The organism is Kribbella sp. NPDC056951 (genome assembly GCF_042674205.1).
GTDB lineage: Bacteria > Actinomycetota > Actinomycetes > Propionibacteriales > Kribbellaceae > Kribbella > Kribbella yunnanensis.
This window is the reverse complement of record NZ_JBHUQZ010000001.1, coordinates 1,241,691-1,263,748: the sequence shown is the minus strand read 5'-3', so window position 1 is coordinate 1,263,748 and position 22,058 is coordinate 1,241,691. Positions and strand designations below refer to the sequence as shown.

Here is a 22,058-nt window from a genome sequence, read left to right as displayed (position 1 = left end):
GTAAGGCCCAATACCTTCCCCGCACTGGCGAAACCACCGACCCTCTCCGGCGCTGGCCAGCCACCCGCGACGGTCAGCCAACCGGCAACCCCTTCTTCAACCGCAACCGAAGCCCGTCAGCCGTAGGCAACGGGCACGCGGTCGCCGGCGCACCCCGGCCACTCCCGCCGTACAGCCGAACGGGGCTAATTGGGTCGTTCGCAATCATCCGCACCCCGTATGGTGACCGGCGGTTGGACGACGATGAGGGAGTGCGGCGAGATGGCTAGCGGTGCAGTTAGCGAAGGGTACGGCGCGATCGCGGATGCGTTTGCGGCGAACTTTGCGGAGTTTGGGGAGCTCGGGTCTGCCGTGACCGTTTATGTCGGTGGGCAGAAGGTTGTGGAGTTGTGGGACGGGATCGCCGACGACTCGACTGGGCGGGCTTGGGCGCGGGAGACCGTCGTACCGGTTTTCTCGTGTGCCAAGGGATTGGTGATGTTGGGGATTCAGCTGCTCGTGCAAGAGGGCAGGTTGGATCTCGATGTGCCGATCGGGACCTACTGGCCGGAGTTTGTTGCTGGGGGCAAAGAGGCGATCACGACTCGGATGCTGTTGGGGCATCGGGCTGGGATTCCGGTGCTGGACAAGACCTTGTCGTTCGACGAGATTGCGGCGTGGACGCCGGTGATTGCGGCGATCGAGGCGCAGGAGCCGTTGTGGGAACCAGGGACGGCGTACGAGTGTCACGGGCATGTGTTCGGATTCGTGGCTGGTGAGGTGATTCGGCGGCTGACGGGATTGTTGCCGGGGGCATACTTCCGGCAGGCGGTTGGTGAGCGGCTCGGCCTCAGGGCGTGGATCGGGTTGCCGCGTGAGGAACTGCCTACGCTGGCTCGGTTGATTGAGGCGCCGGGGCGGCCGCCGATGCCGCCGGCTGAGCATTTGCTGACGAGGATCGTCACGATGAATGGCGCGTTGGCGTTTCCCGGACTGGACGAGCCGCATGGGTGGAATGACCCGGAGTTGCTTGGGATCGAGTTGCCTGGTGCCGGGGCGGTTGCGTCGGCGAGTGGGTTGGCTGGTTTGTATGCCGCTGCTGCTGGTGAGTTGCTCACCACCGAACGGATCACGGATCTCGTGCGCGAGGTTTCGGCGGGGGCGGGGTTCCTTGGGTTCGATGCCGGCGCGCGCTGGGGAGCCGGCGTACTGCTGGACTCAACCTTCCGCCCGATGCTCGGGGCGCGGAGTTTCGGGAATGACGGGGCGGGTGGGCAGTTTGCGTTTGGTGACGATGAGTATGGGGTCGGGTTTGCTTTTGTGAGCAACAAGATGATCGGGCATGGCGACGCTCGGGCTAATCGGCTCGTCAAAGCACTCAAGGAATGTCTGGGCTGACGGATTTCGGCGGGGTTCACCACGCGGCCAACCGGTGTTCACCGGTGGCGGCGAAGGTCGCGGCATGTTGAGTCGGATCGCTTGGGTGGGGACCGCGGCGTTGACCGCGGTGGCGTTGGTGGCGAGCGGGGCGCAGGCGCATCAGCCCGCCCAGCCGAAGGTGATCGGTACGGCGACGTTGCCGGACATCGGTCTGGGCGCGTTCTCGAACGCACTGATCAAGCACTCGGTCGGCAACGACCGCAAGATCGACCTGGGCGGGATCGGCAGCGACATCTATCCGGCCGACCGGCCCGGTGAGTTCTGGACCGTCACCGACCGCGGCCCGAACGGTCAGATCAAGATCGACGGCACCAACCGCCGTACCTTCCCAGTACCGGGGTTCGACCCCGCGATCGTCAAGGTGAAGGCCGTCGGCAACACCCTGAAGGTGCTGTCGGCCATCCCGATCACCACGCGCCACGGTGCACCGGTCACCGGACTCTCCAACCAGGAGAGCCGCGACGAACTGCCCTACACGTACGACGCCTCCACCCGGCTCGCGGTCAACCCGAACGGACTGGACACCGAGGGCCTGGTGCGCGCTCACGACGGCACGTTCTGGCTCGTCGACGAGCACGGCCCATCGCTCGTGCACGTCTCCGCCCGCGGTCGGGTGCTCAACCGCTACGTGCCGAAGGGCCTGAAGCTGACCGGCGCCGATTACCCGGTGATCGAGGCACTGCCCTCGATCTTCCTGGCCCGCAAGATCAACCGCGGCTTCGAGGGCCTGGCCCTGCTGCCCGGCGGCGACCTGATTCTCGCCCTGCAGAGCCCCCTGCTGAACCCGAGCAAGAAGATCGGCGAGGCGTCCCGCACAACCCGCCTGGTCCGCTTCTCGCCGCACCGCGCCAAGGTCACCGCGGAATACGTGTACCGGTTCGACCCGGTCGATGTCGTGGATCCCGGTGAGACCGACACGTCCGCACTGAAGATCTCCTCGGTGATCGCGGTCGGCCGCGAGACCCTGCTCGTCCAGGAGCGCACCGACAACGCCGCTCGCCTGCACCGCGTCGTACTGCGTGATTGCGACAACATCCTCGGTACGGCGTGGGATGACACCGCCACCACGCCGTCGCTGGAAGCCCTCGCCGACCCGGCCACGGCCGGCGTACCGGTCTTGTCGAAGAAGCTCTTCCTCGATCTGAACACGATTGCCGGCGTACCGAAGAAGATCGAGGGCGTCGCACTCACCTCGAAGCACACCCTCGTGGTCATCAACGACAACGACTTCGGCATGACGGACGGCCCGGCCGCCTTCGACGCGAACGGCGACCTGGTCGACAGCACCATCGAGACCAAGCTGGTGACGATCCGGATCCCATGATGTGACCTGGGTCACACGAGCAGGTTGTCACACGCAAGGCCGCAGCGGCGTCACGTGAGCATGACATTTGATGAGCTGCGGCAAGCGTTCGGTGGCGAGATTGTTGAGGCAGGTACGGCTGGGTACGACGCAGTCAGCGGGACCGTGTTCGCGACGGGTAGCCCGGCCGGTGTGGTCCGGCCGAAGAGTGTGGCGGATGTTCAGGCGGTAGTGCAGTTCGCCGCGGCGACGGGGCTGGCGCTGTCCGTGCGCGGTGGCGGACACGCGTTCGCGGGATTCGGGACGAACGACGGAGGCGTCGTACTGGATCTCGGCGGGCTCGCCGACGTGGAGCTGCTCGAGGAAGGCCGAGTCCGCATCGGCGGCGGAGCGACTTGGGGACAGGTTGCGGACACGCTGGCGCCGCACGGGCTGGCGATCTCGTCGGGTGACACCCGGAGTGTGGGTGTCGGCGGGTTGACGTTGGGCGGCGGGATCGGGTGGAAGGTTCGCAAGTACGGTCTCGCGCTGGATCAGCTGGTGGCCGCGGAGGTGGTGACCGCTGACGGCGATGTCTTGCAGGCGTCCGCCGATGAGCACCCGGAGTTGTTCTGGGGACTGCGCGGGGGTGGCGGCAACTTCGGTGTCGTGACGGCGTTCGAGTTCGAAGCGCATCCGACCACGGAGGTTTTCCACGGGAAGATCGCATTCCCGGCGGCTGAGGCAGCCGTCGTACTGCATGGCTGGGCGGACTACGCTCGTACGGCGCCCGCCGAGCTCACGACGATCGTGAACTTCGCGAACCCGTTCCTGGGTGGGCCGAACGCGCCGGTCGAGATCCAGCTGACCTATGACGGCGACGACGAAACGGCGGCTGCGGCCGCGATCGACCCGATCCGGGCGCTCGGTACGGTGATCGCGGATGAGGTCGCACTGACGCCGTACGGCGAGGTCCTGGTGGCCGGGCAGACTCCGCCACCCGGGATCCAGCTCGTGACCCGAAGCGCCTTTGCTGACAAGGAATCCGTGTCCGAGGTGCTCCAGCTCCTGGCCGAGGCGGGAGCGATGCAGGGGTCGCCGATCATCGCCGTACGAAGTGTCGGAGGTGCGGTGGCGCAGGTTGCCGCCGACGCCACGGCGTACCCGTATCGGCAGGCAGAGTTGATGTTCGTGACGACGCTGATCGGACCGCCTCCGGTGATCGCAGCTGCTCGCCCGGCGTTCGATGCGCTGTGGGATCGACTGGGTCCGCACAGCACCGGCGCCTACGCCAACTTCCTGGCGTCGGCCGACGAAGCCGATGTTGCCGCGGTCTACCCGGCGCAGACCTATCAGCGACTCGCCGCGGTCAAGCGCGACTACGACCCCGGCAACCTGTTCCGCGGCAACCACAACATTCGCCCGGACGAACTACCCTCGGCGGAATGACGCTGGAAGACGAGATTCGAGCCGCCGGGGCGGTCGCCGACGAGGCCTTGCTGACGAACGACGCGGAGCTGATCAGCACCTTCTTCACCGACGGCTGGGTGTTCGTCAGTCCGTCGGGGATCACGACGAAGTCGGAGCTGATCGGCTGGATCGCCTCGGGCCGATTGGCGCATCACACGATGGCGACGGTCGGACCCGAGCGGATCGCGCAGGTTGGCGACACGGTGGTTGTCACGGCTCGGCGGGCCAGCTCCGGCACGTGGGAAGGAACGCCGTACGCGACCGAGGAATGGATCACCGAAATCCTCGTGCGCGGTATGGACGATCGGTGGCGAGCGGCGTTCGCTCACAAGTGCGCGGTCAGCTGAGCAACTTCTCGTAGGTGTCCGCGGACCAGCTCGCCGCAGTCTTGGTGACGAGCTTGGCACCGAGCCGTTCGTAGAACCGGTAACCGGCCTCGTTGTCCAACCGCAGTCCCCAGCCGATCGGCAAGCGTTCCGGCAGCCCCAGCCTGGCCAGCTCGAGCATCAAAGCGCGCCCGATGCCACCGTCCCGGAACTGCGACCGGACATACAGATCGTCGAGCGCCAGTTGGTCCCCGCCGACCCAGAGATACGGCCGCCGGAGCGCGGAGACGTATCCGGCCGGCGTCCCGTCGACCTCGGCCAGCAGCACGACCACCTCCGGACGGGACAGGTAGTCCTGCCAGTCCGGGACGGTGGCCGTCACGTATTTCGCCTCGTCCTGGTAGCCCGCCAGCTCGAGCATCAGCGTGAGCACCAGCTCGGCGTCGGCGGATACTGCACGGCGGATCGAAGTGGGCACGACTACTCCAGCCAGGTGGTTTCGAAGGTGGGATTGGCGTGGATGTGGAGAGCCTCGTAGCCGCCCGGACCGGTGCGGAACTTGTGCGGCGTCTCAGCCGGTACGACGAGGATCTGGCCGGCGTGGCCGACCACCTCCTGGTCGGCGACGGTGAACGTCGCGGAACCGCGCCGGATGATGAAAGTCTCGGCGTACGGGTGCAGGTGCAGGCGCGGGCCGACACCTTCCTGAGTGGTGGATTCAAGGATCAGTGACACACCGGCACCACCCGGTAGCTCGGTGTAGTTCTCTTCCCAGCCGTCCCCGTCGGCCTGGCCGTCGGCGCGATTGATGACGAAGGCCCCGGTATTCGCGATCTCGGTCATATAACCCTCCCTCGGTTGTCCCGACACCGTAGCCAAGCAAGAGGTTCTTTTCGATCCGCAGCTAATGGGTACCAGGGTCTTGACGGGTTGAGCAGACAGCCCGCGGGTGGGGGCTCGGGGCCCCGGCACAACGTGCCCCGAGTTCCTTCCGCCCGCAATCAGTCCACTCGTACGACGGTCTCTGCGTGCCGCCGGGCGAGATCGTGGTACACGGCCGCGTTGTGATCGACGAACAGTTTCGCCGTCCCTTCCAGCGGGACGATCTTCTTCGCCGGACTCCCCATCGCCACCGATTCGGGCGGGATCACCGCTCCCGGGGTGACAGTCGCGCCGGCCGCGACCAGCGTGCGAGCACCGACCACCGCGCCGTCCAGCACGATCGCGCCGTTGCCGACGAGCGCCTGCTCGCCGATCGTGCAGTCGTGTACGAGGCACAGGTGCCCGACTGTTGCATCGGGCCCGATCTCGCATCCGGTGTGCCCGGCATGAATCACGGTGTTGTCCTGGATGTTCGCCCCGGCCCGGACCGTGATCGTGGCCAGGTCGGCCCGGATCACCACGCCGTACCAGATCGAAGCCCCGGCCTCGACCACGACATCGCCCACCAGCGTGGCAGTCGGCGCCACCCACGCCTCGGGATGGACAGTCGGGCTCTTACCTTCGAACGAGAACATCGGCATGGTGTGCATGCTATGCGTGCCAGCGATACCGCCGTTCGGGTCGGCCTGTCGTGCCGTAGCGGAGGGCAACGACTGCCTGGTCGCGGGTGCAGAAGAACTCGAGGTATCGGCGAGCGCTGACTCGTGACAGACCAACCTGCTCAGCACATTCGGCCGCACTCAGGCTGTCGGCGGCCTTCAATGCGGTGGAGACGAGGTCGGCGGTCTCCTGACTGAGTCCCTTGGGCAGGCGGTTCCCGGTCGGCCTGGTCGGCGTGAGGACGCGGTCGACATCAGCCTGGCTCGTCATCTGCTCGGGCACGCTCGCCCGCTGCCGCGCGTACTGCTGGAGCCGCGACCGCAGATCCTCGAAACCGAAGGGTTTCAGCAGGTAGTTGACCACCCCTTGCCGCACAGCACCCCGTACGGCGTCCGCCTCGCGGGCCGCGGTGATCACCAGGATGTCGCAGTCGGGCTGGGCGGACCGGAGCTGGGCGATCAGGTCGATCCCGAACGTGTCCGGCAGATAGAGGTCGAGCAGCACGAGATCCGGCCGGAGTTCGCGGATCGCGGTCAACGCCTGCTCGCCGGAGTTCGCCGTACCGACGACCTCGAAACCGTCCACGCGGTCCACGAACCCGCGGTGGATCCGCGCCACCATGAAGTCGTCGTCGACCACCAGCACCGTGATCATCGCGCGGCCTCCGAGGGCAGGGGTTGAATCGACATCCGCGCGACGAACGCAGCGCCGCCGTCGTCCAGGTTGGTGACCGCGACCTCGCCACCGCGACGCCGGCAGATCAGGCGGATCATCGCGAGCCCGATCCCGCGCTCACCTTCAGCTGCGGCCTTCGTGGTGAAGCCGTGTGCGAAGACCTCTTGGGCCAATTCCGGTGCGATACCTGGCCCGGAATCGCGGACCTCGATCTCGATGCTGGTCGCGTCCTGCCGCAGTTCGACCTCGACCCAGGCCGGCGACAACGGCGTACCGGATTGGGCCGCGGCGTCGACCGCGTTGTCGACGAGGTTGCCGACGACGGTGGCGATATCCGCGGACAGCTCCGGTGGAAGTCGCTGCAGCGTGGTGCGTTCGGAGACTCGCAGTTCGACGCGGCGTTCGGCGGCGACCGAGGACTTCGCCATCAACAGGGCGGCGACCGCGGTGTCGTGGACTCGCCTGGTGACGGTGAGGTCTAGCGATTCGCGGTACCGGTTCAAGGCGCCGACGTACGAGACGACTTCGTCGTACTCGCCGATCTGGATCAGCCCGGAGATCGTGTGCAGCTGGTTGGCGAACTCGTGGGTCTGCGCGCGGAGCAATTCGGCCGAACTGCGGAACGAACCCAGCTCGCGCTCCAGCTGGGCGAGCTCAGTCCGGTCGCGCAACGTGGTGACCGAGCCGAGCGATCGGCCGTCCTTGGCGACATCCATCCGGTTCATCACCAGGACGCGGCCTCGCCGTACGACGACGGCGTCGCGCGCGGCATCGCCGTCGTGCTCACCGGCCAGGACCTCCCGCAACCGACCCTCGATGCCCAGCTCACGCAGGCTGCGACCGACCGCATCGGTCGGCAGATCCAGCAGCCGGCGGCCGACGTCGTTCACCAAGGTCACGCGCAATTGGGGGTCCAGGGCAACGACTCCTTCGGCGAGGCCGTAGAGCATGGCCTCGCGGTGCTCAGCCAGACCGACGATCTCGCGCGGTTCGAGACCTAGCGTCTGCCGCTTGATCCGGCGGGCCAGCAGCCACGAACCGAGCAGCCCGAGCAGACAGGCGATACCGAGATAGATCGCCAGGTACGACGATGCCCCGCGCAACCGTTCCAGTATCGAGGGTGACCGCTCGCCCACCATCACCGTGCCGATCCGCGCCCCGAGCGAACCATCGGCCTTGCCGTCCAGGCCGGTGCCCTGACTCAGCACCGGCACCTGGGAGACCAGCTCCTGCTCCCTGTCCACCCGGAACTCACCGGACCAGCCGCGTCCCTCATTTACGCCCGGACCCAGCGACAGGTCCTTGCCGATCGCGCTGACGTTGGTGGCGGCAATGACCCGCCCTTTCGCGTCCGCGACGGTGATCGACGTGACGCCCGACTGGATGAGCGTGGTCTGCAGCAGCGGCGCCAGTACTTCGGCCGGGGCGGGGTGCCGGATTCCGAACCGCAGCGTCTGGTTCCCGGCCAGTTGCTCGGCCAGCGCGGTCACCCGCCGACCCTCGACCCGGTTGAAGGTCGCCGCCGACTGGGCAAGCGAGACCGCGGCGACGGCGACGAGCACCACCACCACGATCGCCAACTGCAGGACCAGCAGTTGGCCGGCCAGAGTCGGCCGCTTCCCGATTCGCAAGGCCACGGCCGCATGATCACCGGTGAAACCCGTCCAAGGCCACCCTTCAGCCCCGATCGAGTCGTGACCACAATGAACTCAACCACCGCTGCAACCACAACACAGACGCCGTACCCGCCTAACCACCACCATCTCGAACAGATCCCCTGTGTGATTGGAGTCCTGATGAGGTCGAAGATTTGGGTGGCGGCGGCGACGGTGGTCGCGCTGGTGGGTACTGCGAGTTGCGGCGCGACTGCGGAGAAGAAGGACTCGGCGGATTCCGGTGGCGGAAAACCGGTGACCGGGTTGCGGCTGATGGTGCCGAACACGGCGGGTGGCGGTTACGACACCACAGCTCGGGTCGCGGCGAAGGTGATGGACGACGCGAAGATCGCGTCCGGGATCCAGGTCTTCAACCTGCCCGGTGCGGGCGGGACGGTCGGTCTGCAGCGGACCGTGAACGAGAAGGGCAACGGGAAGCTCGCGCTCCAAATGGGCCTCGGCGTGGTCGGCGCGACGTACACATCCAAGTCGAAGGCGACCCTCGCCCAGACGACTCCGCTGGCCAAGCTGATCGAGGAGGCCGGGGCGATCGTGGTCCCGAAGAACTCGCCGTACAAGACGATCGGCGACCTGGTCGCGGCCTGGAAGGCGAACCCGAAGGGGCTCGCGGTCGGCGGCGGCTCGTCGCCTGGCGGGCCGGATCACCTGCTGCCGATGCAGCTCGCGCAGGCGGTCGGGATCGATCCGAAGCAGGTCAACTTCGTCTCGTACGACGGCGGTGGCGAACTGCTCCCCGCTTTGCTGGGCAGCAAGATCGCGTTCGGGGCCAGTGGGTTCGGTGAGTTCCTGGATCAGGTCGAGAGTGGTCAGGTCCGGGTGCTGGCTGTTACCAGCGAGCAGCCGGTCGCGGCGCTGAAGGACGTGCCGACGCTCAAGGGATCCGGGATCGACCTGGTCTTCACCAACTGGCGTGGGATCGTGGCACCGCCGGAGATCAGCGCCGCCGACAAGCAGGTCTGGATCGACGCGCTGACCCGGATGCACGACTCGCAGCAGTGGAAGGACGAGCTGGCCAAGCACGGCTGGACGGATGCCTTCGTCGCCGGTGACGCTTTCGGCACGTTCTTGACCGAGCAGGACAAGGCGGTTGCGGACGTCCTGACCAAGCTGGGCCTGGCGGCGTGACCATGGTCGAGGCTCCGGTTGAGGCTCGACGCGACAAAGCGCAGTACGGCGTCTGTGGGTTCCTCGCGCTCGTCGGCGGTCTGGTGATCGTCGACGCGCTGCGAATCCGGCACATTGCCAACAGCAACGATCCGATCGGGCCGAAGCCGGTACCCATCGTGCTCGGCGTGCTGCTGCTGGTGATCGCGGTCCTGTACGCCGTCGATGTCGCGCGCGGTGGATCCGGTGAGGCGGAAGGCGGTGAGGACGTCGACCCGACCTCCGCGGTGGACTGGAAGACCGTGCTGCTGCTGATCGCGGCGTTCGTGGTCAACCTGGTGCTGATCGAACCGGCCGGCTGGGTGATCAGTGGATCGGTGCTGTTCTGGGGCTCGGCGTACGCGCTGGGTAGTCGGCACTATCTGCGGAACCTGCTGATCGCGGTCGCGTTGTCGCTGATCACGTTCTACCTGTTCGCGATCGGGCTCGGCGTGAACCTGCCGGCCGGCGTACTGCAAGGGATTCTGTGATGGGTAACCTCTCAAATCTGCTGACCGGTTTCGGCGATGTGCTGACGCCGATGAACCTGCTGCTCGCGTTGCTGGGGGTGACGGTCGGTACGGCGGTCGGCGTGCTGCCGGGGATCGGGCCGGCGATGACGGTCGCGCTGCTGCTGCCGATCACGTACGGGCTGGAGCCTGTGCAGGCGTTCATCTTGTTCGCCGGGATCTTTTACGGCGGGATGTACGGCGGGTCGACCACGTCGATCCTGCTGAATACGCCGGGTGAGTCGGCGTCGGTGGTGACGGCGATCGAAGGCAACAAGATGGCGCGGGCCGGTCGAGCCGCGCAGGCGCTGGCGACCGCGGCGATCGGGTCGTTCATTGCCGGGACGATCGGGACGCTGCTGCTCGCGCTGGTTGCGCCGCAGGTGGTGAAGTTTGCGATCAGTCTGGGTGCGCCGGACTATCTCGCGATCATGCTGCTGGCGTTCGCCGGGGCGACGTCGGTGCTGGGGTCGTCGCGGATCCGCGGGTTTGCAGCGTTGCTGCTCGGGTTGGTGATCGGCCTGGTCGGGATCGACAAGGTGACCGGGCAGCAGCGGCTGACGTTCGGCATCCCACAACTTGCCGATGGCATCGATGTCGTGGTCGTTGCTGTCGGCATCTTCGCGGTTGGCGAGGCGTTATGGGTGGCCGCGCACTTGCGCCGTACGCCGGGGACCGTGATCCCGGTTGGGCGGCCGTGGATGGGCAAGTCGGATTGGCGGCGGTCGTGGAAGCCGTGGTTGCGCGGAACCGCGTTCGGGTTCCCGATCGGGGCGCTGCCGGCCGGTGGGGCGGAGATTCCGACGTTCCTGTCGTATGCGACCGAGAAGAAGCTGTCGAAACATCCGGAGGAATTCGGGCACGGCGCGATCGAAGGTGTCGCGGGACCAGAGGCCGCCAACAACGCATCCGCAGCCGGGACGCTGGTCCCGATGCTCGCCCTCGGGCTGCCGACCAATGCGACAGCCGCGGTGATGCTTGCCGCGTTCACGTCGTACGGGATCCAGCCCGGACCGCTGCTGTTCGAGCGCGAGTCGCGACTGGTCTGGGCGCTGATCGCCAGCCTCTTCATCGGCAACCTGATGCTGCTCCTGCTGAACCTGCCGCTGGCACCCGCCTGGGCGAAACTCCTGCAGATCCCCCGCCCCTACCTCTACGCAGGCATCATCTTCTTCGCCTCCATGGGCGCCTACGCGGTCAACGCCCAACCGCTAGACCTCCTGCTGCTGTTGCTGCTCGGCCTACTCGGCTTCGCCATGCGCCGCTTCGGCCTCCCCGTCTTGCCTCTGATCATCGGCGTCATCCTCGGCCCCATCGCCGAACGCCAAGCCCGCATGTCCCTGCAGTTGTCCAACGGCGAACTCCACGGCCTGATCGGCGGCCCAGTCTCCTACGTCATCTACGCCGTCCTGCTGGTTTTGCTGGCCTGGCCGTTGATCTCGAAATATATGACGAAACGTGTCACCTATTCAGCCTCAAGCTGACGACATGACCATTGAGAGAGCCTGGCTGGCCGTCGTCTCCGCCGAACACACCCGCGGCGCAGTAGCCGGCGGCTTCGTCCAGCTCAACCACGGCAAACGCCCCGGTGTAGCCCGCCTCCACCGGGGCGACGGCTTCGTCATCTACTCACCCACCGACCAGTACGGCGACAAGACTCCCCTCCGAGCCTTCACCGCCCTCGGCATCGTCGCCGACTCCGAGCCCTACCAAGCCGCCCCGATGTCCATGGGTGCCCGCGGCACCGTGGAACCCTGGCGCCGAACCATCACCTTCGCTCGCGTCACCCCCATACCCCTCGCCGACATCACCGCCGAACTCCACCTCACCTCCCAACCCAACTGGGGCTACCAACTACGCCGAGGCCTGGTCCCCCTCACCCCGTCAGACTTCGCCGTACTCCAAGAAGCCATGACCCCAGGCGCTCATGCACCAATGGGCACGATCTGATCTCGGTGGAAAGTGGGTCCAACCAGATCGTTGGAAGGCGCGTCTCAGTTCGCGTTAGGCCATCTGGGGCCGGCGTGAGGGAGGGCTTGTGATGAAGAAGAGCGTGCTGGGGCGGATGCTTGCTGGAGCGTTGGCGGCGGGGGTTGCTGCTGTGGTTGCGGGCGCGGGGGCGAGCAGTGCGGCGGCGCCTAGTTACGCGTACAAGTGCTGGGGGACTTCGAAGGATCACTGCAACGTGGCGCTGCAGGCGCCCAAGGGGTGGAAGTTCACGCAGATCGATCGGTTCGAGGGGAAGTTCACGCACGGGTCGAACGAGATGCTGCGGGTGGACGGCATCTACGCGAAGGTGAGCCCGAAGGCTCAGGTGGCGCGGAAGACGGCTGAGCTGAAGAAGGTGCCGGGACTCAAGATTCTGTCGCTGTCCAACGGGGTCACGCCGTCGACGGTTCCGTGGAACGCCAAGAAGGTCGTCTTCTACGACGTGAAGTACACGTACCGCGACGGCGCTCGGGGGCAGCGCGTCGTCACCACTCGGTACGCCGACACGCTCGACGGGGGCAACCGCGCGTACCTGGAGCTGACTGTGGGTGGGCGGCTGCAGGACCAGTCCACGATGGACGACGTGCTGCGCAAGGCGACGCAGACGGTCACGCTTGTCGGTTGAGGGCGATAGCTTCAGAACATGAAGCTGAACGGGGACGACCTATCGGTCGCTGCGGCTCGACGAATTGCGCTGGGGGCGCAAGGGTTCGCGGGCGGGCGGCCGATAGGTCGTCTTGATGTACGGCGGATGCGGTCGGCGATCGGGGATGCCGGCGTACTGCAGGTCGATGCGGTGAATGTGTTGACGCGGGCGCACTACCTGCCGCTGTTCTCGCGGCTGGGTAACTATTCGCGGGACCGGCTGGACCAGCTGAGCTGGGGGCCGAAGGCGGAGCTGTTCGAATTCTTCTGGGCGCACAAGGCGGCGTTGCTGCCGGTGGAGTACTACCCGCTGCTCCGGCACCGGATGCGCGCCGCCAGACAACAGGACTGGTCCGCGGATCCCGCGCCGGAGATCACCGCGCCCTGGTCGGTGGTGGTCGGGATGCGCCGGTTGCAGGCCGAGCGGCCCGGGTTCGTCGAGAAGGTGCTGGCGACGATCACCGAGCGTGGTCCGCTGACGGCCGGGCAGATCAGTCCGGATGAGGTACGCCGGAAACGCAGCGACCCGGATCCCGATCCGAGCACGGGGTCGATGTGGAACTGGCAGGACGCGAAGATCGCGGTCGAGTACCTGTACTGCGCCGGTCTGGTGAGCATCGCCGGCCGGCGGAACTTCGAGCGGCTCTACGACCTCACCGAGCGCGTACTGCCGGCCGCCGTGCTGGCTGCACCGGAGCCCGACGATCCACAACGCGAGCTCATCAAGATCGCCGCCCGCGGTATCGGGATCGGCACCGCCGCCGACCTGTGCGGCAACCGCGGGCACTACAAACTCCCGACCGCCACCGCCCGCCGAATCGTCGCGGAGCTCGTCGACTCCGGTGAACTCGTCCCGGTACAAGTCGAAGGCATCACCAAGCAGAGCTACCGCTGGCACGAGTCCGTGGACCGCCCGGTCAACGCCCGCGCACTGCTGTCCCCGTTCGATCCCCTGCTCTGGAACCGCGACCGCACCCACCAGTACTTCGACTTCTTCTACCGCATCAGCATCTACACCCCAGCCGCCGACCGCATCCACGGCTACTACGTCCTCCCGTTCCTGCTAGGCGACAACCTAGTAGCCCGCGTAGACCTAAAAGCCGACCGCTCCACCTCCACCCTCCTGGTCCCCACCATCACCCCCGAACCCAACGCCCCCGACTTCACCCGCCCCCTCCGCGAAGAACTCGAACTGATGGCGAACTGGCTCGCCCTCGAGAACGTCACCATCACCACGAGCCGGTAAGCCAGCCGGCCTCTTTCCCGCACGGCAACCACAGCCCGGCAACCCCAAGCGACGTGGAGCCGCGGTCACCGGCCTCGCCATCCACCTCAGCCACCGCGGCGCCCAGCCACGCCTTCTTTTTAGTCGGCCGGAAGCGGCGATCAGCCACAGCGAACGACCCCGGCCGAGTCCTTTCGGACCTGTACCCCGACTCGACCACCAAAGGCGGCCGACAGAAACCAGAGGGCGGGCCACGTGGGTGGCTGGGCTGGTTGGCGAGGCCGGCGACCGCGTTTGCACGCTGTCTGGGGCTGACGGGCTGTGGCTGGGGTGCGTGATGCTCGAGGTCTTGCGTTAGTCGGAGGATTTTCGGGTCCAGGCGCCGAAAATGTTCCGATCAACGCGCCAGACAACCCCGAGGCCCCGAGATCGCGGGCCGGCGGTCACCTTGAGCGTCCCTCAACCACCTTCCGATCGCGCGGATGGTTGACCCGTGCTCAACGTCGTACCGGCGGGGTGGGCTAGCGGACTGAGCGGACTTTGGTGACTAGTACGCCGGCTAGGGCGGTTACTGCTGCGGAGAGTAGGTAGAGGACGGGGTAGCCGCCGAAGTGTTTGACGATGGGGGCGGCTATGACGGGGGCGATGACTTGGGGGAAGGAGTTGGCGATGTTGATGACGCCTAGGTCTTTGGCGCGGTCTTTGGCGTTGGGGAGGACCTCGGTGATCAGGGCGAAGTCGACCGAGAGGTAGACGCCGAAGCCGATGCCGAGGACGATCGCGCCGAGGATGGCGCCGGGCCAGGTCGGCCAGAGGGCGAGGATCACGCCGGCGACTGCCATTACCAGGCCGGAGCCGATCACGAAGATCTTCCGGCGGCCGGTGCGGTCCGACCAGCTGCCGAAGGCGATTGCGGTGGTGAGTACGCAGACGCTGTAGATCGCGGTCAGGATCAGTACGGCGGTGGTCGCGTCGGCGACGCCGACTTCGTCCTGCAGGTAGTAGAAGAGGTAGAGCAGGCCGAGCGAGTTTCCCACGTTGAACAGGAACCGCGTCAGCCAGGCCCACCCGAAGTCCGGGTAACGCCGCGGGCTGACCCAGAACCCGCGCAGAAACTCACGAAGCACGAACGGCGGTGGCGGCACGGCCAGCGGAGTGTCCTGCGCGCGCAGCACGTACGGTACGACGGACAACACCAAGAAGACCGCACAGGCGACGTACCCGAGACCGATGCCTCCGGCAACCGTCACCAGCGCGGTCCCGACGAGCGCACCGGGGACCTGGGCGACGGCCACCCAGCCGCCGACGACGCCGCGCTGGTCGACCGGCACGCAGTCGGGGACGGTCGCCGTCTGAGCAGCCAGTACGGCGTTGCCGAACAGCTGCACGAGGCACCAGCCAGCGAGCATCAGCGCGATGCCCTGTGCACCGGCCAGGATCAGCAGACCGGCCGCAGCGCCGAGCGCACCGCCGGCCGTCCACGGCCGCCGGCGGCCGAACCGTGAGGTGGTGCGGTCCGACACCGCGCCGAAGACAGGCGCCGCGACCACCGAGACCGCCGCACCGATCCCGGTGACCAGTCCGAAGACGAACTCTTTGTTGCCAGGAGCAATCGCTTCGGACTGTTTCGCCAGCAGCACCTGGATCGGGCCGAACCAGGCCGCGAACACCCCGACGTTCGCGAGCACGACCGCGGCGGTCCAGCCGGCCCGAACCCGCACCGTGGGCTCGGTGAGAGCGGTCATTCGCGGTTCTGCGCGATCACGTCGCGCAACCAGTGGTACGACGCCTTGGGCGTCCGCTCGAGCGTTTCGAAGTCGACATGCACGAGCCCGAACCGCTGCGAGTACCCGGCCGCCCACTCGAAGTTGTCCATCAGCGACCACTGGAAGTACCCGCGGACGTCGACCCCGTCATCGATGGCCGACCGCAACGAGCGCAAATACCCATCCAGGTAAGCGATCCGGCGCTGGTCGTCAACCACCCCGTCGACCGGTACGTCGTTGATCGCGCACCCGTTCTCGGTGATGTAGATCGGTGGCAGGCGATCGCCGTACCGGTCCTTGAAGGTCCGGAGGATCTCGCCGAACGCCTCCGGCACGATCGGCCAACCGAAGTCGGTCCGCTCCACACCTTCCAGAGCCCGCGGCTCGAACGGCAGTCCCGGCGGGAGCGGGATCCCGTCGGTCGCTCCCACATCCGCGTTGCCCGTCGCGGCACCGACCGAGACCGGCGCGTAGTGGTTGATCCCGAACCAGTCGAGCGGTGTCGAGATGATCTTCAGATCGTCCTCGACCGGCCCCGGCATCGCAGCCTCGTACCCAGCCGGATACTTCCCGAGCAGGATCGGGTCGGCGAACAGCCAGTTGATCAGGTTGTCGTAGAGCCCGGCGGCCTCGACATCCTCGGCGCTGTCACTGGCCGGCCAGGTCGGCGCGTGGTTGCTGGCGATCCCGATATTCAGCGCTCCGCCCGCCCGCAGCGCCTGAACCGCTCGGCCGTGCGCGAGCAGTTGGTGATGCGCGACCGGGAGAGCGTCGAACATCAGCTCCTTACCCGGGGCGTGCGCGCCGAGCGAGTAGCCCATCAGCGTGAGCACCATCGGCTCGTTGATCGTGATCCACATCGGCACCCGATCCGCGAACCGGGCGGCCAGCACCGACGCGTAGTCGGCGAACCGCTCGGTGATGTCGCGCGACAGCCAGCCGCCGGCGTCCTCGAGCGGCTGCGGGGTGTCCCAGTGGTACAGCGTCGGCGCGGGGTTGATCCCGGCGCCGAGCAGCGTGTCGATCAGCCGGTCGTAGAAGTCCAGGCCGGCCGCGTTCCCCGGGCCGGTCCCGTCCGGCTGGATCCGCGGCCAGGCGAACGAGAACCGGTAGGTGTCGATCCCGAGCTCGCGCATCAGCGCGACATCCTCGGCGTACCGGTGGTAGTGGTCGCACGCGACCGCGCCGGTCTCGCCGTTCAGGACCTTGCCGGGCTCGGCGCAGAACGTGTCCCACGTCGAAGTGCCGCGGCCACCCTCGGCCACGGCCCCTTCGATCTGGTACGCCGAGGTGGACACACCCCAGCGGAATCCGGGCGGAAAGGAAAGCTCAGCCGTCACTCGCATCATCCTCATCGGGTGTGGTGTCCACGGGGCGCGGCGGCTCGACCTTGTGCACGACGACCGCCGTGCCGTACGCCGCGACCTCGCTCATCGTCTGCGCGATCTCGGTGCAGTCGAACCGCATCGCGAGGATCGCGTTGGCGCCCATCTGGTGCGCCATCTGGCACATCCGCATCACGGCGACGTGCCGCGACTCGGCCAGCATCTGGGTGTACTCCGGCACCTCACCGCCACCGAGCGAGCGGAAGCTGGCGGTGAAGTTCGAGCCGAAGTCGCGGCTCCGCACGGTCAGCCCGAAGACCTCGCCGAAGACCTTGTCCGCGACGTACCCGGGCAGGTCGTTCATGGTCGAGACCAGCACCGGGTACGGCGAGCCCTGCGGCGCGACGTGCGGAACGTTCTGCTGCGCCGGCGGGTAGTCGCCCGGCGCCTGCCCGTATCCCGGACCCGGCTGGCCGTAGCCCTGCGGCGGCGGCCCCTGCTGGTACCCCTGCTGCGGCGGCGGCTGGTAGCCCGGCGGGGGTCCCTGCTGGTAACCGCCCTGCTGCGGGTGCTGCTGCGGCGGCTGTGCATATCCAGGAGGGGGCTGGTTCGGGTTCGGAGGGAAGTTCTGTGTCATGCACTCATCCTGACATCACTGCCGAAACACCTGCAGCTCATACAGCGAATACCCGTACGACGTCGCCCGCTGTGTCCCGACAACCCGCACAAATCGTGCCTGGGTCGCCGCGAACCGGACCACATCCTCGCCACCGTTCCCGGTCGTCGTCGCGTACACCTGTCGCCAAGCCGACCCGTCCGTCGACACCTCGACCCGATAGCTCTTCGCGTACGCCGACTCCCAGTTCAGCACCACCCGGCCGACCTGCTGGGCGCTCCCGAGGTCGACCGACAGCCACTGCGGATCCGACCAGCCGCTGGCCCACCGGGTGCCGAGGTTCCCATCGACCGCATTGGGTGGCGGTGAGTTGTACCAGCCCGTCTCGTGGCTGCTCGCCGTCGCCGTCTTGCCCTGGGCAACGTTGCTCACGTCGTCACCGCGGTGCGCCGGGAACTCGATCACCTGCTGGTACGTCGGCCGGTTGACCCATGCAATCCGGTCTTGCGTGATCCCGCCCATCGGGTTGTGTGCGATCTGGTCGGCGCAGAACTGGTCGCCCGCCGTACAGTCCGCTGTCGCCGGGTACGTCGTCGTAGCCGGCACCTTGGTTGCGGCCAGCAAGGAGTCGGTCAGTACCGAACGGCAGGCGGCGAGCGCTCCGCTACCGCAGAACGTCACTGGCTGGGACGCCTTGACCGGATCGCCGAGCACCTTGCGGAGGTCACGCTGGACGAAACCCCACCAGCCGCTCTGGAACGCCGAGCCCTGCGCACTCGGGCGCTCGTCGATCTTCAGGTTCTTGACCAAAGCGCCGTACAGGTCGGGTCCGAGGTCCTTGAACTGGGCGGGGACCAGGATCGGCCACCACGCATCGAGGATCCGGATCGCTTCCGCGTGGTCGTAGGTCTTGGAGGATGCGTTCGGCGACTTGCGGTGGCTGCCGGCGTCCTTCCAGGCGGTCAGCTTGGTGACCGCGTCCGCCACCGCCGGGTCGGTGATCGGTGCACTCTTCAGCACCCGCAAGAGGTACGGCAGGACATAGTCGGCGCGCAGGTCGACCGTGGCCGCGCCCTCCATCGCCTCGACGAGCTTGCCGCGGGTGAACTTCTGCCCGCTGCCGATGACCGCCTTGATCCGGTCATCGAGCGGCTGGTTGCGGTACAAACCGTTGTAGCCCCACTGACCGTCGGATGCCGAGAAGCCGGGCGCCTGCTTGTTGTTCCAGCTGGTCAGATAGTCCTGGTTGACGACCTGCGGGTGCTCGGCCGGCGGTGTGTACGTCGCTCTGTTCGTGGACGAGTTCCAGCCCTGCCACTCGTACGTGCTCCAGGTCGGCAGGTTCGGGTCGGCCCCGGCCGCGCGGACCGGGTTGTCGCCGGAGTTGTAGTACGCGATCGACGACTTGTCGGTGTAGAACCAGTTGAAGGTGTAGCCGATCTTCTCCGAGGCCTTCTTGAAGTCGGCCGCGGACTTCATCTTCTCCGGGTCGTTGAACATCATGAAGCCGAGCGCCGAACCCGCGTCGTTGCCGTACGTCGACCGGTTCTTGGTGAACAGCACCGGTTTGCCGCCCACCGTGCCGCGGTGCGTGACGATTCCGAACTTGGTGCGCAGGGCAACCAACGTGTACGAACCGGCCGGCTCCGAGGACCCCAGACTCGAGTACCACGCATTGTTCCGCTCGAGCCGCTCGATCGGCGTGCACTCACCCCGGAAGACGTAGTACGTCGAGTTCTTCGTCGGCGTACCCCCGTTCGGCTCACAGAGCGGTACGGCGAATGTGTCGGTGATGTCCTGACCGGCGGAGGTTGCGCTCCAGGAGTAGTCCGGACCGCGGCCGATCAGCGTGTAGAAGTTGAGGCCGGAGAAGGCGATCCCGCGGGTGCTGATGCCGGGACCTTGAAGCTCTTGGCGAAGCAGGAGTTGCGGTGCGAAGTAGCCGGTCTGCGGGCCGTAGACCGCGACCGGGTTGCCGCTCTCGGTGTGTGCGCCGGAGACCAGCAACGCGTTCGACATCGCCTTCTTGCCGTAGCCCTCCGGGAAGACGCCGCCGTTGAAGATGCCCTTGAGACTCTCGGAACCCTTGGCCTTGGGTATCGGCTTGGATGCGGCCGTCTTGTTGACGGTCTGGTTGATGACCTCGGGCTCCGGGGTGACCGAGCCACGATCGGGCATCGCCCGGCCGGCCGGGTTCGGACCCGTGGTTCCGTAGGGGAACGACGTGCCGTTGTGGACCGTCGTACTGGCTTCCGGGTCGTTCTGCGACCGGAAGGACTCCCAGACTTTGGTGCCCTGGGCAACGCCGTACTTGGCCTGGGCTTCCAGCAGAGCAAGGGCAGAGTTCACTTCGGAACCGCCGCCGGTGCCGAAGATGCCGGCCACCACGGCGGCGGTGGCGACCACATCGGTCACCTTCCACGGAGCCGTCGGCCAGTCCAGACCGAGCGCCACGTATTCACCGGGGTACGCGATGCCGATCGTGGTGATGTAGTGGTTGACTCCGTCGACCCAGGCTTGGATGTCCTGCTGCATCTTCACGCCATCGGCGCCGTACAGCTCGTCAGCGTCGTCGTACTGACGCTGGAGGTCAGCCTCCGTGTACGGCGCGGTCCGCCAGAACTCCTGCTCGAACGCGCGGTTGGACGGCGCACCACCGGCGAACGGCGTCAGCTGGCCCCGACCGAGGTGCCGGAAGACGTCCATCACGAACAACCGGTCCTGCGCACCCGCGAACCCGGCGCCGAACATCGTGCCCAGGCGAGTGGTCCCGGTGATGTGCGGGATCCCGCGCGACTTGTCCCGGACGATCGTGACATCGGACCGCGGCGAGATCGTGCTCGCGACATCGCCCGGCTTCACCCCGAACGAGGCATCATCGAAGTACGGCGCGAGGCCGTCGTCCTGGATGCCCTGGGAGTTCCAGACCAGGTCCTGGTACGGCTTCACCGTGTCGCTGAAATGCGCCGGACGGACCCCAAGAGCCTTGAAAGCAAGGAGATCGGTGAAGGTCGCGTTGCCGTTCTGCCCTGGCGGCAGGATGTCGCGACACTGCGCGGCGCAGTAGTCCACGGGCGCGGCCGCAGTCACGACTTGAGGTGTGGCCTGGGTGGTCGGGACGGGCAGGGTCGCCAGTACGGCGGTACTCGCCAGCACTGCGATCGTCGTACGAAGGGTGCGGGTCCTGGGCGCGGGGCGGGGCACGGAGTCCTCCCTTTGGTCGAAGAAACTGAGAATGACTCACTAGTAGCTTGGTGGTCAAGAGCTCGGCAATTGGTCCGGGGTGACTACTGTTCAAGTACGGACAGTGACCATTACTGTGACGACCACCATGAGCATTCATGACCGATATCGGTTGAGTTCGGTGATCAACGCCAAGGGGACCTTCACCCCGCTGGGTGTGTCCCGGAGTTCCGACGGGGTAGCGGACGCCGTCGCACAGGCTCTCCCTGAGTTCTTCGTGATGACCGAGCTCGGGGACCGGGTCAGCGAGACCATCGCGCAGGTCACCGGCGCCCAGGCGGGTGCCGTCGTGCACTGCACCGCGGCCGGGATCACGCTCGCCGTCGCGGCCACCATGGCCGGCGCGGACCCGCGCCGGATCGCCTCGTTGCCGGACGCAACGGATATGCACAACCGGGTAGTGATGCCGGCCTGTCACGTGGTCGACTACGGCCATTCGAACCTGCAGGCCATCCGGCTGTCGGGTGCTCAGGTCGATCTCGCGGGTGACGAAACCCGTTGCACCATTGACGATCTGGAGGCCGAGCTCGACGGCCCCGACGTTTGTTGCCTGATGCTCGTATCGTCACGGCTGACCAGCGGTCCGCCGATCGACCTGGTGGCGGCGATCCGCGCTGCGCACCGCCGCGGCGTACCGGCGATCATCGACGGGGCTGCGCAGTTCCCGCGGGTGGCCGACTTGCTTGCCACCGGCGCCGATCTCGTGCTGATCAGTGGGCAGAAGTACCTCGCGTCGCCGACTGCCGGGCTGGTCGCCGGGACCTGGCCGCTCGTGCAGGCTGTCCGCGCGCAGGAGAAGGGCATCGGGCGGACGATGAAGCCGACCAAGGAGGCGGTCATCGGGGTCATCGCCGCGCTCGAGGAGTGGCAGGCGCTGGACCGGATGAAGTGGGAGGCCGACGAGCTGGCCAAGGTCAGCGAGTTCGCCGAGGCCGCGGCCAAGATCCCCGGTGTCACGGCGACCGTCGTACCGGATCCGGCTGGGTTGCAGATCTCCCGCGCGGTCCTCACCGTGCCTAATGCACACGACGTCGCGACTCAGCTCGAGGCCGGCAACCCGTCGATCTACGTGATGACCGATCGGCTCGCTGATGACCAACTGGTGCTTGAGCTCGTCCCGCTGACCCAGGACGAGGTCGACGTCATCCTCGCGAGACTCTGGTCCCTTCTGACATAGCAAAAGCCCCGACCTCCTCTGCAGGAGATC

Annotated in this window: 20 protein-coding genes; 11 read left to right on the top strand and 9 right to left on the bottom strand. The window is 66.9% G+C overall.

The window, feature by feature from the left end; all coding sequences use genetic code 11:
• The first annotated feature begins 261 nt into the window (after positions 1 to 261).
• From ACFTSF_RS05970 to ACFTSF_RS05955, 4 genes are all read left to right on the top strand, one after another.
• Positions 262 to 1,377 carry a serine hydrolase domain-containing protein gene (locus ACFTSF_RS05970; protein ID WP_380152713.1) on the top strand — a complete coding sequence of 372 codons (1,116 nt, stop codon included), beginning with the start codon at positions 262 to 264 and terminating at the stop codon, positions 1,375 to 1,377.
• Positions 1,378 to 1,441: 64 nt separating this feature from the next.
• The gene (locus ACFTSF_RS05965) at positions 1,442 to 2,743 is read left to right on the top strand and encodes an esterase-like activity of phytase family protein (RefSeq protein WP_380152712.1); all 1,302 of its coding nucleotides are present in this window, start codon (positions 1,442 to 1,444) and stop codon (positions 2,741 to 2,743) included.
• Positions 2,744 to 2,803: 60 nt separating this feature from the next.
• Positions 2,804 to 4,150 carry an FAD-binding oxidoreductase gene (locus ACFTSF_RS05960; protein WP_380153085.1) on the top strand — a complete coding sequence of 449 codons (1,347 nt, stop codon included), beginning with the start codon at positions 2,804 to 2,806 and terminating at the stop codon, positions 4,148 to 4,150.
• A complete protein-coding gene (locus tag ACFTSF_RS05955; RefSeq protein WP_380152711.1) occupies positions 4,147 to 4,518 on the top strand; it encodes a nuclear transport factor 2 family protein in 372 nt (123 codons plus the stop codon). The genes ACFTSF_RS05960 and ACFTSF_RS05955 overlap by 4 nt, the downstream gene beginning before the upstream one ends.
• Here the strand turns inward: ACFTSF_RS05955 and ACFTSF_RS05950 are convergent.
• The 5 genes from ACFTSF_RS05950 to ACFTSF_RS05930 form a co-directional block, all read right to left on the bottom strand.
• Positions 4,511 to 4,975 carry a GNAT family N-acetyltransferase gene (locus tag ACFTSF_RS05950; RefSeq protein WP_380152710.1) on the bottom strand — a complete coding sequence of 155 codons (465 nt, stop codon included), beginning with the start codon at positions 4,973 to 4,975 and terminating at the stop codon, positions 4,511 to 4,513. The genes ACFTSF_RS05955 and ACFTSF_RS05950 overlap by 8 nt on opposite strands.
• 2 nt (positions 4,976 to 4,977) lie before the next feature.
• Positions 4,978 to 5,340, bottom strand: a complete 363-nt coding sequence (locus tag ACFTSF_RS05945; RefSeq protein ID WP_380152709.1) for a cupin domain-containing protein — start codon at positions 5,338 to 5,340, stop codon at positions 4,978 to 4,980.
• Positions 5,341 to 5,498: 158 nt separating this feature from the next.
• Entirely contained in the window at positions 5,499 to 6,020 is a 522-nt protein-coding gene (locus ACFTSF_RS05940; RefSeq protein ID WP_344159825.1) for a gamma carbonic anhydrase family protein, read from the bottom strand.
• A gap of 10 nt (positions 6,021 to 6,030) precedes the next feature.
• Positions 6,031 to 6,693 carry a response regulator gene (locus ACFTSF_RS05935; RefSeq protein WP_344159822.1) on the bottom strand — a complete coding sequence of 221 codons (663 nt, stop codon included), beginning with the start codon at positions 6,691 to 6,693 and terminating at the stop codon, positions 6,031 to 6,033.
• Positions 6,690 to 8,351 (bottom strand): ATP-binding protein, encoded by a 1,662-nt coding sequence (locus ACFTSF_RS05930; RefSeq protein WP_380152708.1) that lies wholly within the window; start codon positions 8,349 to 8,351, stop codon positions 6,690 to 6,692. Before ACFTSF_RS05930 ends, ACFTSF_RS05935 begins: the two co-directional genes overlap by 4 nt.
• A gap of 159 nt (positions 8,352 to 8,510) precedes the next feature.
• On the opposite strand from ACFTSF_RS05930, the gene ACFTSF_RS05925 reads away from it, so the two are divergent.
• The 6 genes from ACFTSF_RS05925 (at position 8,511) to ACFTSF_RS05900 (ending at position 13,922) form a co-directional block, all read left to right on the top strand.
• A complete protein-coding gene (locus tag ACFTSF_RS05925) occupies positions 8,511 to 9,515 on the top strand; it encodes a tripartite tricarboxylate transporter substrate binding protein (RefSeq protein ID WP_344159818.1) in 1,005 nt (334 codons plus the stop codon).
• 2 nt (positions 9,516 to 9,517) lie between these two features.
• Positions 9,518 to 10,024, top strand: a complete 507-nt coding sequence (locus tag ACFTSF_RS05920) for a tripartite tricarboxylate transporter TctB family protein (RefSeq protein WP_380153084.1) — start codon at positions 9,518 to 9,520, stop codon at positions 10,022 to 10,024.
• Entirely contained in the window at positions 10,024 to 11,526 is a 1,503-nt protein-coding gene (locus ACFTSF_RS05915; protein WP_380152707.1) for a tripartite tricarboxylate transporter permease, read from the top strand. Before ACFTSF_RS05920 ends, ACFTSF_RS05915 begins: the two co-directional genes overlap by 1 nt.
• 4 nt (positions 11,527 to 11,530) lie before the next feature.
• The gene (locus ACFTSF_RS05910) at positions 11,531 to 11,992 is read left to right on the top strand and encodes an EVE domain-containing protein (protein WP_380152706.1); all 462 of its coding nucleotides are present in this window, start codon (positions 11,531 to 11,533) and stop codon (positions 11,990 to 11,992) included.
• 91 nt (positions 11,993 to 12,083) lie between these two features.
• Positions 12,084 to 12,656, top strand: a complete 573-nt coding sequence (locus tag ACFTSF_RS05905) for a hypothetical protein (protein ID WP_344159811.1) — start codon at positions 12,084 to 12,086, stop codon at positions 12,654 to 12,656.
• An 18-nt stretch (positions 12,657 to 12,674) separates the two neighbouring features.
• Complete coding sequence (locus ACFTSF_RS05900) at positions 12,675 to 13,922, top strand: winged helix-turn-helix domain-containing protein (RefSeq protein ID WP_380152705.1); 1,248 nt, start codon at positions 12,675 to 12,677, stop codon at positions 13,920 to 13,922.
• A gap of 500 nt (positions 13,923 to 14,422) precedes the next feature.
• Here ACFTSF_RS05900 and ACFTSF_RS05895 read toward each other — a convergent pair whose 3' ends face one another.
• Genes ACFTSF_RS05895 through ACFTSF_RS05880 form a run of 4 tightly spaced genes read right to left on the bottom strand, consistent with a single transcriptional unit; the run spans position 14,423 to position 20,812 of the window.
• Positions 14,423 to 15,646, bottom strand: a complete 1,224-nt coding sequence (locus ACFTSF_RS05895) for an MFS transporter (protein ID WP_380152704.1) — start codon at positions 15,644 to 15,646, stop codon at positions 14,423 to 14,425.
• A complete protein-coding gene (locus ACFTSF_RS05890) occupies positions 15,643 to 17,007 on the bottom strand; it encodes a GH1 family beta-glucosidase (protein WP_380152703.1) in 1,365 nt (454 codons plus the stop codon). Before ACFTSF_RS05890 ends, ACFTSF_RS05895 begins: the two co-directional genes overlap by 4 nt.
• Positions 16,997 to 17,629: a YbjQ family protein gene (locus tag ACFTSF_RS05885; protein WP_380152701.1), complete on the bottom strand. Its 633-nt coding sequence runs from the start codon at positions 17,627 to 17,629 to the stop codon at positions 16,997 to 16,999. The genes ACFTSF_RS05890 and ACFTSF_RS05885 overlap by 11 nt, the downstream gene beginning before the upstream one ends.
• A 15-nt stretch (positions 17,630 to 17,644) precedes the next feature.
• Positions 17,645 to 20,812: a penicillin acylase family protein gene (locus ACFTSF_RS05880; RefSeq protein ID WP_380152699.1), complete on the bottom strand. Its 3,168-nt coding sequence runs from the start codon at positions 20,810 to 20,812 to the stop codon at positions 17,645 to 17,647.
• A gap of 127 nt (positions 20,813 to 20,939) precedes the next feature.
• On the opposite strand from ACFTSF_RS05880, the gene ACFTSF_RS05875 reads away from it, so the two are divergent.
• A complete protein-coding gene (locus ACFTSF_RS05875; RefSeq protein WP_344159793.1) occupies positions 20,940 to 22,028 on the top strand; it encodes an aminotransferase class V-fold PLP-dependent enzyme in 1,089 nt (362 codons plus the stop codon).
• The last annotated feature ends 30 nt before the right edge of the window (positions 22,029 to 22,058 follow it).

What these genes read in the sequence shown, in the direction of transcription:
- ACFTSF_RS05970 (WP_380152713.1), top strand. Translation starts at nt 262, where the DNA reads ATGGCTAGCGGTGCAGTTAGCGAAGGGTACGGCGCGATCGCGGATGCG.
- ACFTSF_RS05965 (WP_380152712.1), top strand. Translation starts at nt 1,442, where the DNA reads ATGTTGAGTCGGATCGCTTGGGTGGGGACCGCGGCGTTGACCGCGGTG.
- ACFTSF_RS05960 (WP_380153085.1), top strand. Translation starts at nt 2,804, where the DNA reads ATGACATTTGATGAGCTGCGGCAAGCGTTCGGTGGCGAGATTGTTGAG.
- ACFTSF_RS05955 (WP_380152711.1), top strand. Translation starts at nt 4,147, where the DNA reads ATGACGCTGGAAGACGAGATTCGAGCCGCCGGGGCGGTCGCCGACGAG.
- ACFTSF_RS05945 (WP_380152709.1), bottom strand. Translation starts at nt 5,340, where the DNA reads ATGACCGAGATCGCGAATACCGGGGCCTTCGTCATCAATCGCGCCGAC.
- ACFTSF_RS05940 (WP_344159825.1), bottom strand. Translation starts at nt 6,020, where the DNA reads ATGCCGATGTTCTCGTTCGAAGGTAAGAGCCCGACTGTCCATCCCGAG.
- ACFTSF_RS05935 (WP_344159822.1), bottom strand. Translation starts at nt 6,693, where the DNA reads ATGATCACGGTGCTGGTGGTCGACGACGACTTCATGGTGGCGCGGATC.
- ACFTSF_RS05925 (WP_344159818.1), top strand. Translation starts at nt 8,511, where the DNA reads ATGAGGTCGAAGATTTGGGTGGCGGCGGCGACGGTGGTCGCGCTGGTG.
- ACFTSF_RS05920 (WP_380153084.1), top strand. Translation starts at nt 9,518, where the DNA reads ATGGTCGAGGCTCCGGTTGAGGCTCGACGCGACAAAGCGCAGTACGGC.
- ACFTSF_RS05915 (WP_380152707.1), top strand. Translation starts at nt 10,024, where the DNA reads ATGGGTAACCTCTCAAATCTGCTGACCGGTTTCGGCGATGTGCTGACG.
- ACFTSF_RS05910 (WP_380152706.1), top strand. Translation starts at nt 11,531, where the DNA reads ATGACCATTGAGAGAGCCTGGCTGGCCGTCGTCTCCGCCGAACACACC.
- ACFTSF_RS05905 (WP_344159811.1), top strand. Translation starts at nt 12,084, where the DNA reads ATGAAGAAGAGCGTGCTGGGGCGGATGCTTGCTGGAGCGTTGGCGGCG.
- ACFTSF_RS05900 (WP_380152705.1), top strand. Translation starts at nt 12,675, where the DNA reads ATGAAGCTGAACGGGGACGACCTATCGGTCGCTGCGGCTCGACGAATT.
- ACFTSF_RS05895 (WP_380152704.1), bottom strand. Translation starts at nt 15,646, where the DNA reads ATGACCGCTCTCACCGAGCCCACGGTGCGGGTTCGGGCCGGCTGGACC.
- ACFTSF_RS05885 (WP_380152701.1), bottom strand. Translation starts at nt 17,629, where the DNA reads ATGACACAGAACTTCCCTCCGAACCCGAACCAGCCCCCTCCTGGATAT.
- ACFTSF_RS05875 (WP_344159793.1), top strand. Translation starts at nt 20,940, where the DNA reads ATGAGCATTCATGACCGATATCGGTTGAGTTCGGTGATCAACGCCAAG.